The sequence below is a fragment of the Citrobacter sp. RHBSTW-00017 genome (assembly GCF_013797615.1).
Lineage (GTDB): Bacteria > Pseudomonadota > Gammaproteobacteria > Enterobacterales > Enterobacteriaceae > Citrobacter > Citrobacter braakii.
Window position 1 is genome coordinate 3752271 of the sequence record NZ_CP056899.1, and the last position, 17907, is coordinate 3770177.

General features: G+C 53.2%; 20 protein-coding genes. 10 read left to right on the forward strand and 10 right to left on the reverse strand.

Annotated elements, in window-relative coordinates:
* Window positions 1–56 precede the first annotated feature (56 nt).
* Window positions 57–1421, forward strand: a complete 1365-nt coding sequence (locus HV037_RS18265; protein WP_103283541.1) for an MFS transporter — start codon at window positions 57–59, stop codon at window positions 1419–1421.
* Between the two features lie 94 nt (window positions 1422–1515).
* Here the strand turns inward: HV037_RS18265 and HV037_RS18270 are convergent, their stop codons facing one another.
* On the reverse strand, window positions 1516–2007 hold the full coding sequence (locus tag HV037_RS18270; RefSeq protein WP_003831002.1) for a YajQ family cyclic di-GMP-binding protein: 492 nt from the start codon (window positions 2005–2007) through the stop codon (window positions 1516–1518).
* 174 nt (window positions 2008–2181) lie between these two features.
* Here HV037_RS18270 and panE point away from each other — a divergent pair, with 174 nt between their 5' ends.
* From panE to HV037_RS18285, 3 genes are read left to right on the forward strand one after another with little or no spacing between them, the layout of a single operon-like run.
* A complete protein-coding gene (panE, locus tag HV037_RS18275) occupies window positions 2182–3093 on the forward strand; it encodes a 2-dehydropantoate 2-reductase (RefSeq protein WP_016155860.1) in 912 nt (303 codons plus the stop codon).
* Complete coding sequence (gene yajL, locus HV037_RS18280; protein WP_016152043.1) at window positions 3056–3646, forward strand: protein deglycase YajL; 591 nt, start codon at window positions 3056–3058, stop codon at window positions 3644–3646. The genes panE and yajL overlap by 38 nt, the downstream gene beginning before the upstream one ends.
* A 31-nt stretch (window positions 3647–3677) precedes the next feature.
* Window positions 3678–4757, forward strand: a complete 1080-nt coding sequence (locus tag HV037_RS18285; protein WP_046276092.1) for a hypothetical protein — start codon at window positions 3678–3680, stop codon at window positions 4755–4757.
* Window positions 4758–4856: 99 nt separating this feature from the next.
* Here HV037_RS18285 and thiI read toward each other — a convergent pair whose 3' ends face one another.
* Window positions 4857–6305 carry a tRNA uracil 4-sulfurtransferase ThiI gene (gene thiI / locus HV037_RS18290; RefSeq protein WP_005125147.1) on the reverse strand — a complete coding sequence of 483 codons (1449 nt, stop codon included), beginning with the start codon at window positions 6303–6305 and terminating at the stop codon, window positions 4857–4859.
* 208 nt (window positions 6306–6513) lie between these two features.
* Here thiI and xseB point away from each other — a divergent pair, with 208 nt between their 5' ends.
* Genes xseB through yajO form a run of 4 tightly spaced genes read left to right on the forward strand, consistent with a single transcriptional unit; the run spans window position 6514 to window position 10574 of the window.
* Window positions 6514–6756, forward strand: coding sequence for an exodeoxyribonuclease VII small subunit (xseB, locus tag HV037_RS18295; RefSeq protein ID WP_016152040.1), 243 nt, complete (start codon window positions 6514–6516; stop codon window positions 6754–6756).
* On the forward strand, window positions 6757–7656 hold the full coding sequence (gene ispA, locus HV037_RS18300) for a (2E,6E)-farnesyl diphosphate synthase (protein WP_016152039.1): 900 nt from the start codon (window positions 6757–6759) through the stop codon (window positions 7654–7656).
* A gap of 24 nt (window positions 7657–7680) precedes the next feature.
* Window positions 7681–9543: a 1-deoxy-D-xylulose-5-phosphate synthase gene (dxs, locus tag HV037_RS18305; RefSeq protein WP_019076160.1), complete on the forward strand. Its 1863-nt coding sequence runs from the start codon at window positions 7681–7683 to the stop codon at window positions 9541–9543.
* Between the two features lie 56 nt (window positions 9544–9599).
* Window positions 9600–10574, forward strand: a complete 975-nt coding sequence (gene yajO, locus HV037_RS18310; protein ID WP_049270173.1) for a 1-deoxyxylulose-5-phosphate synthase YajO — start codon at window positions 9600–9602, stop codon at window positions 10572–10574.
* A 100-nt stretch (window positions 10575–10674) separates the two neighbouring features.
* Here yajO and pgpA read toward each other — a convergent pair whose 3' ends face one another.
* From pgpA to nrdR, 6 genes are all read right to left on the reverse strand, one after another.
* Window positions 10675–11193, reverse strand: coding sequence for a phosphatidylglycerophosphatase A (gene pgpA, locus HV037_RS18315; protein WP_016152036.1), 519 nt, complete (start codon window positions 11191–11193; stop codon window positions 10675–10677).
* Window positions 11171–12148: a thiamine-phosphate kinase gene (gene thiL / locus HV037_RS18320; protein WP_075846808.1), complete on the reverse strand. Its 978-nt coding sequence runs from the start codon at window positions 12146–12148 to the stop codon at window positions 11171–11173. The genes pgpA and thiL overlap by 23 nt, the downstream gene beginning before the upstream one ends.
* A gap of 76 nt (window positions 12149–12224) precedes the next feature.
* Window positions 12225–12644, reverse strand: a complete 420-nt coding sequence (gene nusB, locus HV037_RS18325; protein WP_000801129.1) for a transcription antitermination factor NusB — start codon at window positions 12642–12644, stop codon at window positions 12225–12227.
* A 19-nt stretch (window positions 12645–12663) separates the two neighbouring features.
* A complete protein-coding gene (gene ribE, locus HV037_RS18330; protein ID WP_016152034.1) occupies window positions 12664–13134 on the reverse strand; it encodes a 6,7-dimethyl-8-ribityllumazine synthase in 471 nt (156 codons plus the stop codon).
* Window positions 13135–13220: 86 nt separating this feature from the next.
* Complete coding sequence (gene ribD / locus HV037_RS18335; RefSeq protein WP_016152033.1) at window positions 13221–14324, reverse strand: bifunctional diaminohydroxyphosphoribosylaminopyrimidine deaminase/5-amino-6-(5-phosphoribosylamino)uracil reductase RibD; 1104 nt, start codon at window positions 14322–14324, stop codon at window positions 13221–13223.
* Between the two features lie 3 nt (window positions 14325–14327).
* Entirely contained in the window at window positions 14328–14777 is a 450-nt protein-coding gene (gene nrdR, locus HV037_RS18340; RefSeq protein ID WP_016152032.1) for a transcriptional regulator NrdR, read from the reverse strand.
* A gap of 153 nt (window positions 14778–14930) precedes the next feature.
* On the opposite strand from nrdR, the gene HV037_RS18345 reads away from it, so the two are divergent.
* A complete protein-coding gene (locus HV037_RS18345) occupies window positions 14931–15470 on the forward strand; it encodes a DUF3251 domain-containing protein (protein WP_016155853.1) in 540 nt (179 codons plus the stop codon).
* Window positions 15471–15768: 298 nt separating this feature from the next.
* Entirely contained in the window at window positions 15769–16632 is an 864-nt protein-coding gene (locus HV037_RS18350) for a nucleoside-specific channel-forming protein Tsx (RefSeq protein WP_003021561.1), read from the forward strand.
* Window positions 16633–16677: 45 nt separating this feature from the next.
* Here the strand turns inward: HV037_RS18350 and HV037_RS18355 are convergent, their stop codons facing one another.
* Together HV037_RS18355 and HV037_RS18360 are read right to left on the reverse strand one after the other, a co-directional pair.
* Window positions 16678–17370, reverse strand: coding sequence for a YafY family protein (locus tag HV037_RS18355; protein WP_103283540.1), 693 nt, complete (start codon window positions 17368–17370; stop codon window positions 16678–16680).
* Window positions 17371–17393: 23 nt separating this feature from the next.
* Window positions 17394–17759, reverse strand: a complete 366-nt coding sequence (locus tag HV037_RS18360) for a VOC family protein (RefSeq protein WP_016152028.1) — start codon at window positions 17757–17759, stop codon at window positions 17394–17396.
* Window positions 17760–17907 lie beyond the last annotated feature (148 nt).

The following is a 17907-nucleotide window of genomic DNA, read 5'->3' on the forward strand; positions in this document are numbered from 1 at the left end:
TTTACCGCACTCCTTCCCCGCTTTACACTAGGCGCGAAATTAATACAGAGGTGGGAATGAACGATTACAAAATGACGCCCGGTGAGTTGCGCGCCACCTGGGGTTTAGGGACCGTATTCTCGTTGCGCATGCTTGGCATGTTTATGGTTCTGCCGGTTCTGACCACGTACGGTATGGCGCTACAGGGTGCCAGTGAAGCGCTAATTGGCCTTGCCATTGGCATTTATGGTCTGGCGCAAGCCGTTTTACAGATCCCCTTTGGTCTGCTTTCTGACCGCATCGGTCGTAAGCCGCTTATCGTCGGCGGGCTGGCGGTGTTCGTTCTCGGCAGCGTGATTGCCGCCCTCTCCGATTCAATCTGGGGCATTATTCTCGGTCGCGCTTTGCAAGGCTCTGGCGCGATTGCCGCCGCCGTGATGGCGCTGCTTTCCGACTTAACCCGTGAGCAAAACCGTACCAAAGCGATGGCGTTTATCGGCGTCAGCTTTGGTATCACCTTCGCCATTGCGATGGTGCTAGGACCGATCGTTACCCATGCGCTGGGGCTACACGCGCTGTTCTGGATGATTGCAGCTCTTGCAACCACCGGCATCGTGCTAACCATTTGGGTCGTTCCCAATAGCACCAGCCACGTGCTGAACCGCGAATCTGGCATGGTAAAAGGCAGCTTCAGCAAAGTGCTGGCGGAGCCCAAACTGCTCAAGCTCAACTTTGGCATCATGTGTCTGCACATTTTGTTGATGTCCACTTTCGTCGCCTTACCGGGCCAACTGGCGAAAGCCGGTTTCCCCGCCGCAGAACACTGGAAAATTTATCTGGTGACGATGCTGCTGTCCTTTGTTTCCGTGGTGCCGTTCATCATCTACGCAGAAGTGAAGCGGCGGATGAAGCGCGTATTCCTCGCCTGCGTGTTACTGATCCTTATCGCAGAGATTGTATTGTGGAGCGCTAACGTGCGTTTTTGGGGGCTGATTGCGGGCGTTCAGATATTCTTCCTCGCCTTCAACCTGATGGAGGCCCTCCTCCCCTCGCTTATCAGCAAAGAGTCTCCGGCTGGCTATAAAGGCACGGCGATGGGCGTTTACTCCACCAGCCAGTTTCTTGGCGTGGCGATTGGCGGTTCGTTCGGCGGTTGGGTGGTCGAAATGTTTGATGGTCAGGCGGTATTCCTGGCCGGCGCGCTTCTGGCGGCAGTTTGGTTGTTGGTGGCAAGCACAATGAAAGAGCCGCCGTATGTCAGTAGCCTGCGAGTGGAAATCCCACCTGAGATTGCCGCAGATGACACCCTTAAGCAGCGTCTGCTGGCTAAAGAAGGGATAAGCGAAGTGTTAATTGTTGCGAAAGAGCATTCGGCTTACGTGAAAATCGACAGCAAAGTGACGAATCGATTTGAGGTTGAACAGGCCATCAGCCAGGCGTGAAGAGTGCCAGATGGCGACTATCGTTTGATCCAGCCTACAAATAGCGTGTGCAACCTGTAGGCCGGATAAGCGTAGCGCCATCAGGCATTACGACTTAATCGCGGAAGTTCTTAAACTGGAACGGCTGGCCGAGATCGCCGCCGCGAACCAGCGCCATAACGGATTGCAGATCGTCACGCGCCTTGCCGGTCACGCGGATTTCTTCGCCCTGAATCTGCGCCTGCACCTTCAGTTTGCTGTCTTTGATCAGCTTAACGATTTTCTTTTGCACCGCGCTTTCAATGCCCTGTTTCAGCTTAGCTTCAACAAACCAGGTTTTACCGCTATGCACGAAGGTTTCTGGTACGTCCAACGAAGTGCCTTCAATACCACGTTTCAGCAGCTTGGCACGTAAAATATCCAGCAACTGATTGACCTGGAAATCAGACTCGCTTAGCACCTTAATCGTCTTATTCGACTCGTTCAGCTCAAAAGTCGCTTCAACGCCACGAAAATCAAAGCGTGACTCCACTTCACGGCTGGCGTTATCTACCGCGTTACGGGCTTCCTGAAGATCAACTTCAGAAACAATATCGAAAGATGGCATCTTTTCCTCTCCCTTCATTTTTGATGCGAAGCATAATACCTGCAAAGTTACACAACAGACAGCGCTATACTAGGCTGTATCCTTTAATTGTACGTGGTACTGATACCTGCGAACAATAATGGGGTACGGCCGATATGGATTAACACCTGGTGATGTTGCAGGTGAGGAGGAAGAATGAAAATTACCGTACTGGGATGTGGAGCGTTAGGACAGCTTTGGCTAACCACGCTGTGCAAACATGGACATGAGGTTCAGGGGTGGCTACGCGTACCGCAACCCTATTGCAGCGTTAACCTGATCGACACGGATGGGTCAGTATTCAATGAATCCCTGACGGCAAACGACCCCGATTTTTTGGCGAAAAGCGACCTGCTGCTTGTCACTCTGAAAGCCTGGCAGGTTTCTGATGCGGTCAAAGGCCTGGCCGCCATTCTGCCTGACACCACTCCCATTCTGCTGATTCACAACGGTATGGGGACGATTGAAGAGTTGCATAACATTAAGCAACCTCTATTGATGGGCACCACAACCCACGCGGCACGCCGTGACGGGAACGTGATCATTCATGTCGCTCAGGGAACAACAAGGATTGGTCCGGCGCGTGAACAAGACGGTGATTTCAGTTATCTGGCTGAAGTCCTGCAAGAGGTGCTGCCGGACGTCGCCTGGCACAACAATATTCGCGCTGAGTTGTGGCGCAAGCTGGCCGTCAACTGCGTCATTAACCCGCTGACCGCATTATGGGATTGCTCGAATGGAGAGTTACGCCATCATCCTGAAAAAATAGCGCTCATCTGCGAGGAGGTGGCGGCGGTCATTGAACGCGAAGGCCACCACACATCAGCAGATGATTTACGCTATTATGTTGAGCAAGTGATTGACAGTACGGCGGAAAATATCTCATCAATGCTGCAAGACATACATGCCCTGCGCCATACTGAGATCGACTACATTACTGGTTATTTGTTAAAACGCGCCCGCGCGCACGGCATCGCCGTACCGGAAAATGCCCGCCTGTTTGAAATGGTTAAGAGAAAGGAAAGTGAGTATGAGCGCTCAAGCACTGGTATGTCTCGCCCCTGGTAGTGAAGAGACCGAAGCGGTCACCACTATCGATCTGCTGGTTCGCGGCGGAATTAAGGTCACGACCGCAAGCGTTGCCAGCGATGGCGGCCTGACGATCGTGTGCTCACGCGGAGTAAAACTACTGGCGGATGCACCATTAGTGGAAGTTGCTGACGGGGATTTCGACATTATCGTGCTGCCCGGCGGTATTAAAGGCGCCGAGTGTTTTCGCGACAGCCCTCTGCTTGTCGAAACCGTGAAACAGTTTCATCGCTCCGGGCGCATTGTCGCGGCAATTTGCGCCGCTGCCGCCACAGTCCTCGTCCCACACGATATTTTTCCCATCGGTAACATGACCGGTTTTCCGGCGCTGAAAGACAATATTCCCACTGACCAGTGGCAGGATAAGCGCGTCGTATGGGATCCGCGCGTCAATCTGTTAACCAGCCAGGGACCGGGAACCTCAATCGATTTCGGTTTAAAAATCATTGATCTCCTGGTGAGTCGCGAAAAAGCTTACGAAGTGGCATCACAACTGGTGATGGCAGCGGGAATTTATAACTACTACGAGTAATCTTCAGGCCACTCGCATTCAAGGAATTATGATGAAAGGATATCTGAGCGGAGTGGCTTTACTGCTCCTTTCCGGCTACGCCAGTGCGACTCAACTTGAAATTGAGAGCCTTGAGTATCGCTATCCCGCAAGCACTGAGATGCAATATCGCGTGCCGTGGTTTACCTCAACGGATAACCCACAGGTTGCAAAACGCATTAACGATTATATTTTCACAAGCTTTATCAATCAGCTACCGGGAAATAATCCACGAGCGACCGTGAATCAGTTTGCGAAATCAGAGATGAATCCCACCGCAAACCTTGACTACACGGTTGAGTATCGCGACGCCAAAGTGTTGACCCTCAACATGTTTGTCGAAGGCTGCGGGGCGTATTGCGAGTCGTACAATGTACCGATCAGCTTCGATTTAGCCAACGGCGCGACAATTACCCTTAACGACCTCTTTTCCCGCTCCACGATGACCGAATTAAACACCCGTATCAGAAAAGATATCCGCAGCCAAATTGATACCTTTGTTGCCGCACAGAAATCACAAAAGCCGGAGCAAATAAAAGAAGACGGTGGAGATTCTGGCTTTGCCGAATTCTACGCATCGTGTGCAACCTACACCGACGGTCTGTACTACATCGACAAATTCTCCCTGCAAAAAGACCATCTGGCTTTCCTGAACGGACGTTGTAGCAACCACGCCAATCGCGCGGGTGACGAACTGGGCGATTTCACCACGAAAATCCCGACCGTTGAACTGCATAATCAGCTCACGCCTTACGGCCAGTATCTGACTGCCGCAAAGAGATCTACACCGGTTTCGCCAGCGCCCGGCATTGACGGCAAGGTCATGTACGGCACGTTGGGAAAAAGCATGCGTATTGTGTTGAAGGTCGACTGCAAATACGGTGATTTTTTTGAAGGGGCTTACTTTTACCAGAAATTTGGCGCACCGATTGAATTAAACGGTAAATGCGACACAGCCGACAATCAACATTATGTACTGAAGACCTCTGCCGCTGAACAATCGGAAGAGAAGATAACGCTGGAGTTAAAAGACGGCGTCTATCAGGGTGTCTGGGAGTCGAACGGGAAAAAGCTCCCCATCCGTTTTGAATAATATTGTTATATTGCCGGATGGCAGCGTAAACAATTTATCAGGCCTACAAAACATACCGCTTGCAGGCCTGATAAGCGCAGCACCCTCAGGCAAAAGTCACTACGGGCGATATACCTTCACGTTTTCAAAGCCCTGCTCGCGCAGATACAGCGCCTGCAGACGGCTCATCACCCCGCGTTCACACCACAGCAGCCAGGTTTTACTCTGGTCCAGATCGCCGAATTTGGTGCTCAGTTTGTAGAACGGCAGAGAAACGACGTCCACACCGTCAACCTTCAGCGGTTTGTCATCCTGTTCATCCACAGAGCGGATATCCAGAATCACATCGTTCGGGCCGAAGCCGCTCACGGTTTCCACTTCCACCACGGTCTGCTGCGTCTGCTGGGCGATATCACGAATATCGATATTGTTCGCTTCTTCAACCACTTTATCGAGGATAGAGAAATCGAAGTTTTCTTCTTCGGCCTCAATCTTCGCTTTAATCGCTTTCACCGTCGGGCTTTTTGAAATCACACCGCAGTATTCCGGCATGGTACGGGCAAAGTCCTCAGTACCAATTTCACGCGCCAGATTAATGATGTGCTCCTTATCATGGGAGATAAGCGGGCGCAGGATCAGGGTGTCAGAAACGTTATCGATCAGGCGCAGGTTGGTCAGCGTCTGGCTGGACACCTGGCCCAGCGCTTCACCGGTTACCAGCGCCTGTACGCCGTAGCGCTCAGCGACTTTCGACGCTGCACGAACCATCATACGTTTAAGGACCACGCCCATCTGACCGTCGTCGACTTTCTCCAGGATCTCGCCAACCACCGGCTCAAAGTTGATCGCGACAAAACGCACGCGATGCGAGCTACCAAAGCGGTTCCACAGATAATGCGCCACCTGACGAACGCCGATTTCATGCGCTGCGCCGCCGAGATTAAAGAAGCAGTAGTGCACACGGCAACCGCGACGCATCAGCATATAGCTGGACACGCCGGAGTCGAAACCACCGGAAATCAGCGACAGTACATCTTCCTGCGTCCCGATCGGGAAACCGCCAATACCTTCATAGCGGCCTTTAACCAGCAGCAGACGGTCGTTTTCGATTTCAAGATTAACCGTCACGTCCGGCTTCGTCAGCTTCACGCGCGCGGATTCAATATGCTGGTTCAGTCCACCGCCAACATAGCGTTCCACCTCAATAGAGCTAAACTCATGCTTACCGCGACGCTTAACGCGTACGCAGAAGGTTTTGCCTTCCAGTTGATCGCGATACTGCACCAGCGCTTTCTCGAAAATATCGTGCATATCGGTAAACGGCACGTCTTCAACTTCGAGAATATGGTGGATCCCCGGAATACGGGTCAGCGCGTCGCGAATATCCAGGCGCTGGCTTTCATCTTTAGCGCGAACCTCAACGTGATCCCAGTGGCGGACAACGGCAAGGTCTTCATCATAGTGCTTTAAAACGTTACGAATGTTCCCTGTCAGAATTTTTATAAAGCGCAAACGCACAGATTGGCTTTTGATGGTGATTTCTGGGAACAATTTAATGATAAACTTCATGGCGGCAATGGTTCTTTGGCAAGTCTGAATGACTTGTAATGGAAAAAAATACAGCAGCCCATACCCTGCGGCTGCATCCAGGCGCGCAAGTATACCACCATCATGGTCATCCTGTGCACATCGCCTTACCATTGTGCGTTATTTGCTTATCAGTGCGAGTCCGTTACCATAGCCTTGTGCTGCCAATACAGAGAGTCAGACATTCATTATGCCGAAGAAAAATGAAGCGCCAGCCAGTTTTGAAACAGCGCTGAGCGACCTGGAACAGATTGTTACCCGTCTGGAAAGCGGCGACCTGCCGCTGGAAGAAGCGCTGAACGAATTTGAACGTGGCGTACAGTTAGCACGTCAGGGACAGGTCAAGTTGCAACAGGCTGAACAGCGCGTACAAATCCTGCTGTCAGATACTGAAGACGCCGCCCTTACGCCTTTCACACCGGATAATGAGTAAATGGATTTTACGCAGCAGCTACAGGCTTGCGTTGAGCAGGCCAACCAGGCACTGAGCCGTTTTATCGCGCCATTGCCCTTTCAGAACACTCCCGTGGTCGAAACCATGCAATATGGCGCATTATTAGGCGGTAAACGTCTGCGCCCGTTTCTGGTGTATGCGACCGGTCAGATGTTTGGCGTCAGCCTGAGTACGCTTGATGCTCCCGCTGCCGCCGTCGAGTGTATCCATGCCTATTCGCTGATGCACGATGACTTACCCGCGATGGACGACGATGACCTGCGCCGCGGTCTGCCGACCTGCCACGTAAAATTTGGCGAGGCGAATGCGATCCTGGCCGGAGATGCGCTACAGACGCTGGCGTTCTCCATTATCAGCGACGCCCCGATGCCGGAAGTTTCTGATCGTGACCGCATCGCGATGATCTCTGAACTGGCCCAGGCCAGCGGTATCGCCGGTATGTGCGGCGGTCAGGCGTTGGATCTGGACGCTGAAGGCCATCAGGTAGAATTGGATGCGCTGGAGCGTATTCACCGCCATAAAACCGGGGCATTGATTCGCGCCGCCGTGCGTCTGGGTGCGTTAAGCGCAGGCGATAAAGGGCGAGAATGCCTGGCAATACTCGACAAGTACGCAGAAAGCATCGGTCTGGCCTTCCAGGTTCAGGATGACATCCTGGATGTGGTAGGCGATACTGCAACATTGGGTAAACGTCAGGGTGCTGACCAGCAGCTTGGCAAAAGTACCTATCCTGCACTTCTGGGTCTTGAGCAAGCCCAGAATAAAGCCCGGGATTTAATTGAGGATGCCCGCCAGTCGCTAAGTTTGCTGGCCGCACAGTCACTCGATACCTCGGCACTGGAAGCGCTAGCGGACTACATAATCCAGCGTGATAAATAAACCAACATATCCCATGAGCTTGCGATGAGTTTTGATATAGCCAAATACCCGACCCTGGCGCTGGTCGACTCCACTCAGGAGTTACGCCTGCTGCCAAAAGAGAGCCTGCCAAAGCTTTGCGACGAACTGCGCCGCTATTTGCTCGACAGCGTAAGCCGTTCCAGCGGGCACTTCGCCTCTGGTCTGGGCACGGTGGAACTCACCGTAGCGCTGCACTACGTCTACAACACCCCGTTTGACCAGTTAATCTGGGATGTGGGACATCAGGCTTACCCGCACAAAATTCTGACCGGCCGCCGCGATAAAATCGGCACCATTCGGCAGAAAGGCGGTTTGCATCCATTCCCATGGCGCGGTGAGAGCGAATATGACGTACTGAGCGTTGGGCACTCCTCAACCTCCATCAGCGCAGGTATCGGTATTGCGGTTGCCGCCGAGAAAGAAGGCAAGGAACGCCGTACCGTTTGTGTGATTGGGGACGGTGCAATCACCGCAGGCATGGCATTTGAAGCGATGAACCACGCGGGTGATATTAAGCCCGACATGCTGGTTATCCTCAACGACAACGAAATGTCGATTTCAGAGAACGTCGGCGCGCTGAACAATCACCTGGCGCAACTGCTCTCAGGCAAACTCTACTCCTCGCTGCGCGAAGGCGGGAAGAAAGTGTTCTCCGGTGTACCACCGATTAAAGAACTGCTCAAACGTACCGAAGAGCACATCAAAGGCATGGTTGTGCCGGGTACGCTGTTTGAAGAGCTGGGCTTTAACTATATTGGTCCGGTGGACGGACACGACGTGCTGGGGCTTATCACCACGCTTAAGAACATGCGCGATCTCAAAGGTCCACAGTTCCTGCACATCATGACCAAAAAAGGTCGTGGCTACGAGCCTGCGGAAAAAGATCCGATTACGTTCCACGCGGTACCCAAATTCGATCCATCCAGCGGATGCCTGCCGAAAAGCAGCGGCGGCCTGCCGAGCTATTCAAAGATCTTCGGTGACTGGCTGTGTGAGACCGCGGCGAAAGACAATAAGCTGATGGCGATCACCCCGGCGATGCGCGAAGGCTCCGGTATGGTGGAGTTCTCACGTAAGTTCCCGGACCGCTACTTTGATGTGGCGATTGCCGAGCAGCACGCGGTGACGTTTGCGGCCGGTCTGGCGATTGGCGGTTATAAGCCGGTCGTGGCTATTTACTCCACCTTCCTGCAACGCGCTTACGATCAGGTACTGCATGATGTCGCCATCCAGAAACTGCCGGTCCTGTTCGCCGTCGACCGGGCAGGTATCGTTGGCGCAGATGGACAAACCCACCAAGGGGCGTTCGACCTCTCTTTCCTGCGCTGTATCCCGGAAATGGTCATTATGACCCCAAGCGATGAGAACGAATGTCGCCAGATGCTGTTCACCGGCTATCACTACAACGACGGTCCAACGGTCGTACGTTATCCGCGCGGTAACGCGGTGGGCGTTGAGCTGGCGCCGCTGGAACATCTGCCAATCGGCAAAGGCATCGTGAAGCGTCACGGTGCGAAAGTAGCGATCCTCAACTTCGGCACCCTAATGCCGGAAGCCGCTCAGGTCGCAGAGTCACTGAACGCCACGCTGGTTGATATGCGCTTTGTGAAACCGTTGGATGAAACGTTGATCCTCGAAATGGCAGCCCAACACGAGGTGCTGGTCACCCTCGAAGAGAATGCCATTATGGGTGGCGCTGGTAGCGGCGTAAACGAAGTGCTGATGGCCCATCGCAAGCCTGTTCCGGTGCTGAACATTGGCCTGCCTGACTTCTTCATCCCGCAGGGGACTCAGGACGAGGCTCGCGCCGAACTGGGACTTAATGCCGCCGGAATTGAGGCCAAAATCAAGGCCTGGCTGGCATAATCCCCTCCCCGCTCCTGCTATGCTTAACTCATCACGAGCTAAGCAGGAGTGGATTAATGAAATACAACACCTTAGGAAAAACCGACCTACGGGTCTCCCGCCTTTGCCTGGGTTGCATGACGTTTGGCGAGCCCAATCGCGGCAATCACGCCTGGACGCTACCTGAAGAAAGCAGCCGCCCGATAATCAAACACGCTCTTGAAGGCGGCATTAACTTTTTTGATACCGCCAACAGCTACTCCGCTGGTAGCAGCGAAGAGATTGTCGGCCGCGCGCTGCGTGATTTCGCCCGCCGCGAAGAGGTCGTGGTCGCCACCAAGGTTTTTCACCAGGTTGATGATTTAGCGGAAGGATTATCCCGCGCACAAATCTTGCGCTCAATCGACGATAGCCTCAGACGCCTGGGTATGGACTATGTGGACATCCTGCAAATTCACCGCTGGGATTACAATACGCCTATCGAAGAAACGCTGGAAGCCCTTAACGACGTAGTGAAAGCCGGTAAAGCTCGCTATATTGGCGCCTCATCCATGCACGCGTCTCAGTTTGCTCAGGCGCTGGCTTTACAGAAACAACACGGCTGGGCGCAGTTCGTTAGCATGCAGGATCACTACAACCTGATCTACCGTGAGGAAGAACGCGAAATGCTGCCGCTTTGCTATCAGGAAGGCGTCGCGGTGATCCCTTGGAGTCCGCTGGCGCGTGGTCGCCTGACGCGCCCCTGGGGAGAAACGACCGCACGTCTGGTTTCTGATGAAGTCGGTAAAAATTTATACAGTGACAGCGATGAAAACGACGCGCAAATTGCCGCGCGGCTGACCGGTGTCAGTGAGGAATTAGGCGTAACGCGTGCGCAGGTTGCGCTGGCCTGGCTGCTGAGCAAACCGGGGGTGGCAGCGCCGATTATCGGCACTTCACGCGAGGAACAGTTGGATGAGTTACTTAATGCGGTGGATTTGACGCTGAAGCCAGAGCAGATTGCCGAGCTGGAAACGCCGTACAAACAGCATCCGGTGGTCGGATTTAAATAATCTGGCATTGCCCGATGGCGCTGCGCTTATCGGGCCTACGAAACCGCCATCGTGTTTCCAGGCCGGATAAGGCGTTTACGCTGCCATCCGGCAAGCCCATTTAAATGATACCTACCGGCCAGTGATGGCCGATAAAATACAAAATTCCGGCGGAGAGTATTCCGGCCACAATATCATCAATCATGATCCCCGTACCGCCATGCACGTTGCGATCGAACCAACGGATCGGCCACGGCTTCCACATATCCAGAATACGGAAAATCACAAATCCGGCGGCGACCCACTGCCAGTCGTGGGTCGGCAGCGCCATCAGGGTTATCCACATCCCGACAAACTCGTCCCAGACAATGCTACCGTGATCGTGCACGCCCATATCTTTCGCCGTTTGATGGCACAGATAAACGCCGATACAGATAGACAACATGACCACCAGTGAATACAGCTGCCACGGCAGAAACGTCATTAAATACCAAAAAGGGATCGCCGCCAGCGATCCCATCGTGCCTGGAACAATTGGGCTCAGCCCGCTGCCAAAACCGGTGGCCAACAGGTGCCACGGATTGCGCATACTCAGGCGGCTTTTGGCGACATCTTTTTTAAGGCGCGGCAAAATGGTCATATCCTTTCCAGTCGAACGTGACGGGTTTTCCGTCGCGCGTAAAGTGAATGCCTTCCACGTCCGCGCTCATCTGCCCAATGCAGGTAAACGATGCGCCGAGATTCCCCAGCGCCACGTCCAGTGCGCCACGGTTAATTTCCGGTACGGTAAAGCATAACTCATAATCTTCACCCCCCGAAAGCGCCCAGCGCAGGGCTTGTTCCGGCTCAACGTGTTGGGCAAATGCCGTGGAGTATGGCAACGCATCGACGTTAACCCGCGCCCCACAGCCGCAGGCATTGACGATATGCCCCAGATCGGAAATCAGGCCGTCGGAAATATCGATAGCCGCACTGGCCAGATCGCGCAGGGCTTGTCCCTGCAAAATACGCGGTGTTGGACGCAGATGACGTTTAAGCAGATAGTCTGCGTCTTTTGCATCTGCCACCTGCAAGCGATCCTGCAAAATCGCCAGCCCGGCCGCGCTGTCGCCCGGCGTACCGGTCACATAAATCCAGTCCCCCGGTTTCGCACCGGAGCGTTTTAAGGCCCGTCCAACAGGGACGTAGCCGTGGATACCCAGCGTCATCGACAATGGCCCACGCGTGGTGTCACCACCTATCAGCTGCATATCATAGTAATTGAGGAGTTCAAACAGGCTATCGCTGAAGGCTTCAAGCCAGGCTTCATCGACGTCAGGCAGTGTGAGCGCCAGCGTCAGCCACGCAGGATCGGCTCCCATCGCCGCCAGATCGCTCAAATTCACCGCCAGCGCTTTCCAGGCGAGATCGGTGGGATCAATGTCGGGGAGGAAGTGGTTGCCTGCCACCAGCGTATCGGTGCTGATCGCCAGCGTCTGTTTTTCAGGGATGTTCAGAAGTGCGCAATCGTCACCAATACCGGTTTCGACATCAAGACGAGACGTTCTTACGCGGTCAAAATAACGGGCAATCAGGGAAAATTCGCCGCATGCCATACGTTATGCCTCAGCAGAAAAAAAGAAAAAGCCGGGGGCAGCGGAAACAAGTTCCACCATCCAGCCGGCCTCGGGATTACTTTTTGTTGGGGCGAATCACAGGTGCTGCTTTATCCAGTACGCCGTTCACGAATTTATGGCTGTCTTCAGCGCCGAAGGTTTTCGCCAGTTCAATCGCTTCGTTGATGGCCACTTTGTACGGCACATCACTACGTTTAGACAGTTCAAACAGCGCAATACGCAGCACGGCTTTTTCTACCTGACCCAGCTCTTCCAACAGACGAGACAGATAAGGCTTCATTAATCCATCCAGGTACGCGCTGTTAGTCGCCACCCCGGACAGCAGTTCACGGAAATACAGAACGTCGACATCTTTTACGTCCTGTTCCGCCAGGAACTGGTATTCAACATCAGCGATGTCGTTCTGGGACAACTGCCAGGAGTAGAGCGCCTGGACGGCACACTCACGGGCGCGGCGACGAGCAGCAGGTTTCACGGATTTCCCCTTACAAAAATCAGGCCTTGATGGCTTTCAATACATTAATCATTTCAAGTGCAGTCAGTGCAGCTTCTGCGCCTTTGTTGCCAGCTTTAGTGCCAGCACGTTCGATGGCTTGTTCAATACTTTCGGTGGTCAGAACACCGAAGGCTACCGGAATGCCACTGTCCTGAGCGACATGCGCCAGGCCATTGCTTGCACCGCCAGCCACATATTCGAAGTGCGCGGTACCACCACGAATCACCGTACCTAACGCAATCACCGCGTCGTATTTACCGGATTTTGCAAGTACTGAGGCTGCCAGCGGCAGCTCATACGCGCCCGGAACCCAAACGACGGTAATGTTTTCATCTTTAACCTGACCAATACGTTTCAGGGCGTCGATCGCACCTTCCAGCAGGCTGTCATTGATAAAGTTGTTGAAACGCGCAATGGTGATGGCGACGCGAGCGTCCGGGGTAGCAACGTTAGCTTCAATAATGTTCATATTCTTCCTTCGGATTCACTGGACCCCGCAGGGGGGCGGATTTTATCATAATAATCTGTGCGCTGCTTCCCTTTCGAACCGGGAGATCATGCGCCCACTAAATGCAGGCAAAGGTCCGGACCTACATGGCGTATTTCGTTGAATTTGAAATGGGGGGCGTCAGCCAGTTTCTCAAGGCCTGGAAGCACACATAATCCTCGTGCATCGCTGCCTAACAGTTTAGGCGCAACATACACGATTAGCTCATCGACCAGACCGGCCTGTAATAACGCGCCCGCAAGCGTTGGACCAGCTTCAACCCAAATGCTGTTAATTTGCTGCTTGCCCAGTTGCATCATCAGCACCACCAGATCCAGATGCCCGTTATGTTCCGGCACCTTCAGGCTGCGCACCGTCTCCGGCCAACTACGAGGATCATCTTTTGTCCGGGCAATCCAGGTTTCTCCAGGCTGTTGCACAATACGGTGTTCCGGCGTGACCTGATTCTGGCTATCAACAACAATGCGGATAGGCTGGCGCAGATTTTCCTGCGGGTAACTCGCCTGGGTTGACTCCCCAAGTTCCGACCAACGCACGGTAAGCTGAGGGTCGTCAGCCAACACCGTAGCGCTGCTGGTTAAGATGGCATGGCTTTGCGCCCGTAATCGTTGCACATCGCGACGCGCCTGTGGCGAGGTTATCCACTGGCTTTCACCACTGGCCATCGCCGTACGCCCATCAAGCGACGCACCAAGTTTAAGCTGCACGTAGGGGAATCCCGTACGCATACGCTTGAGAAAGCCTTTATTAAGCTGCTCAACCTCGCTCATCATCAGCCCGTGACTGACGTCAATGCCCGCCTGCTGCAAACGGTAGAGACCACGACCTGCTACCTGCGGATTGGGATCCTGCATCGCTGCAACCACACGTGACACGCCTGCGGCAATCAGCGCATCGCAGCACGGGGGTGTACGACCATGATGGCTGCAGGGTTCAAGCGTTACATAGGCAGTCGCCCCTTGCGCTTTTTCTCCAGCCATGCGCAGAGCGTGGACTTCGGCATGCGGTTCACCCGCGCGGTGATGATACCCTTCACCGACGATCTCCCCATCTTTGACAATCACGCAGCCCACGTTGGGATTGGGGTGAGTGGTAAAACGTCCGCGCGCAGCAAGCTTCAGCGCGCGCGCCATGTACAATTCATCCTGCATGGCTTAGTCCTGTAGGCGAGCAATCTCTTCGCCAAATTCTTTGATATCTTCGAAACTCCGGTAAACCGAGGCAAAGCGGATGTAGGCGACTTTATCGAGTTTTTTCAACTGCTCCATCACCAGGTTGCCGATCATCTTGCTCGGCACCTCACGCTCGCCAGTCGCACGCAGTTGTGATTTGATATGGTTCAACGCCATTTCGACGTCATCTGAGCTGACCGGACGTTTCTCAAGCGCTCTGAGCATGCCGCTGCGCAGCTTATCTTCATTAAAGGGTTCACGCACATCGTTGCTTTTCACAACGCGTGGCATGACAAGTTCAGCCACTTCAAAAGTGGTGAAACGTTCGTTACAGACCAGACACTGCCGACGGCGGCGTACTGAGGAGCCCTCGCCTACAAGACGAGAGTCAATTACCTTAGTGTCTACGGCGAAACAGAATGGGCAATGCATACGGCGTCCTGTCCTCAGTGGTTAACAGAAATCTATTTTACCCTGAACTGGCGTGACAACAAAGGCGCAGCGCTTTTGAGACAAAGGATCGATGCCTTCGTGCTCGGTGCGCACTACCATTATGCTATCGCGACAATGAAGGAAGTAATCACAATGACAAGACGTTACCTAAGAATTCTCCTGGTGGGAAGTCTCTTTAGTCTTAGCGCATGCGCACAGCAAAGCGAAGTACGCCAGATGCATCAAAGCGTTAGCACGTTGAATAAAGAGATGACACAGCTAAATCAGGAAACGGTAAAAATTACACAACAAAATATGTTGAATGCCAAATCAACCAGTGGAGCCTATCTGCTGCCGGGTTCCAATACACCAGCCCGACTGGACAGCCAGATTGGCATGTTACGGATGTCACTTGTCAATATTGCGCCGAACGCCGACGGCACGCGGCTCACATTACGTATTCAGGGTGAATCCACTACGCCTTTACCCGCCTTTAGCGCCACCGTCGAGTATGGACAAATTCAGGGCACCACGGATAACTATCAGGAAACGAACGTTCAGAACCAATTGGTAACGGCCCCGGCAAGTATCCTTGCTCCCAGCGACGTAGACATTCCGCTGCAGATAAATGGCCTCTCTCCGGACCAGTTAGGATTTGTTCGTATCCACGACATCCAGCCTGTTAATCAATAAACTTTTTTGCGGGACGTTTTGTGCGTTCCGCAACATCACTCCGGCCCGTTTTGTTACTCACCTGACATAACCGATATTTCTGGTAAAACTTGGCAACATTCATGGGAGCCAGTACAATTCGCCGCCTAAAGTAAGCAAACGTGAACGCAATCGATTACGTAAATGATAGAACTGTGAAACAACACATATTTTTGTGAACAATGATTTTTATAATAGGCTCCGAAGAAACACGAAATATTTAGAAACGCAATTTGCGCCTTTTTCACTCCCGAAAGGGATTTCAAACAGTGGCATACATATGAAAAAAACATTACTTGCAGCCGGTGCAGTGCTGGCGCTCTCCTCGTCTTTTACTGCCAACGCTGCAGAAAATGACAAACCGCAATATCTGTCCGACTGGTGGCACCAGAGCGTCAACGTGGTGGGAAGCTACCACACCCGTTTCTCCCCGAAACTGAACAACGACGTTTATCTGGAATACGAAGCGTTTGCCAAAAAAGACTGGTTTGACTTCTATGGCTACATCGATATTCCGAAAACCTTCGACTGGGGTAACGGCAACGATAAAGGCATCTGGTCTGACGGTTCCCCGCTGTTTATGGAAATCGAACCGCGTTTCTCCATCGATAAACTGACCGGTGCTGACCTGAGCTTTGGTCCGTTCAAAGAGTGGTATTTCGCCAACAACTACATCTACGATATGGGTGATAACAAAGCCAGCCGCCAGAGCACCTGGTATATGGGTCTGGGTACCGATATCGATACCGGTCTGCCGATGGGTCTGTCCCTGAACGTGTATGCTAAGTACCAGTGGCAGAACTATGGCGCATCCAACGAAAACGAGTGGGATGGCTACCGTTTCAAAGTGAAATACTTTGTGCCGATCACCCAGGTTTGGGGCGGCCAACTGACCTACATCGGCTTCACCAACTTCGACTGGGGCTCCGATTTGGGTGATGATCCGAACCGCACCAGCAATTCTATCGCTTCCAGCCACGTCCTGGCGCTGAACTACGATCACTGGCACTACTCCGTAGTAGCGCGTTACTTCCATAACGGCGGCCAGTGGAAAGGTGGAGATACTCTGAACTGGGGCGAAGGCGACTTCAGCGCGAAATCTACCGGTTGGGGTGGTTACCTGGTCGTAGGTTACAACTTCTAATCCTGCCAATTTATCGCAGACAAGCCAGCTTAACCGCTGGCTTTTTTATGGCTGGTCTTCACAGCGTACTTTACGTAAAAAGTCACTTAGCGAGCGATCTGCAGATTCACGAAAATGCCTGTCGAGCAGCGTGATCTTCAGACACCGATCAACGCGAAAGCAGCGATAATCGTTACGTTTCTCGCACCAGGCAACCAGCAACCAGTGCTCACCCCAGAAAAATAACCCCAGCGGCTGAACGTCGCGCCAGGAGAGATTCCCGGACTCGTCGCGATAATGCAGCGCCAGCACCTGCTGCGCCGAAACCGCGCGATGTATGAGATCAAAAGCACTGCGTGAATGCGGCTGATTGCCAAAATCTGGCGCGAAAACCCGCGTTTGCTCGGCTCTGCGCCGACACTCTGGCGGCAATATCGCCAGCACTTTTTCCTGCGCGGATTCCAGCGCCTGTGAGAGTGAATCCCCACCCCATGTTTTCAGCAACCGAATCGCTACCATTAACGCTTCTGATTCGCGATGCGTTAACATCAACGGCGGCAGATCAAACCCCGCCATTAAGCGGTATCCACTGCCCACTTCTCCTTCAATGGGCACGCCGGATAAAGAGAGATCGCGGATATCGCGATAAATCGTCCGTTCAGAAACCTCAAGACGTTCTGCCAGCAGCGCCGCCGTTGTCACTCGCCTGCCACGCAGGATTTGTACAATCTGAAACAAGCGGTCGGCGCGTCTGGTCATTTTAATCCTCAGTCCTGAAAATATTACGCGGGTTGATGTAAACCAACACGATTGCCTTCGCTGTCAGTAAACAGCGCAATAGTGCCAATATCCTGCCCCAGTTCGAGCGGACCAAACACGCACTGGCCGCCAGCGGTGGCGACGCGTTTAAGCGTTGCAGCCAAATCGTCCGTATGCAGATAAATAATAGCGCCCTGCGCTGAAGGCGTAATACCGTCAAATTTAGCCAGCGCCCCGCCGGGAGCGGGATCCTGATGTGGAAATACGGCCAGCTCCGCGCTGTCCATATTCTCACGACGCAAAGAAACCTGCATCACTGGCTCATAAAAAGCAATGGCGCGCTCCATTTGTGCCACGGGGATTTCAAACCAGCTAATTACGTTATTCATACTTCCTCCTGCCTGTGTGGGTAATCTCAGAAGGACTATAAGACAGGGCTACTGACAGCATACTGTCAGTAGTATGGCGACCGGAAAAGATAATGGACTGCTAGCAAATCGCAGGCAAAAAAAATCCCGACCTTGCGATCGGGATTCC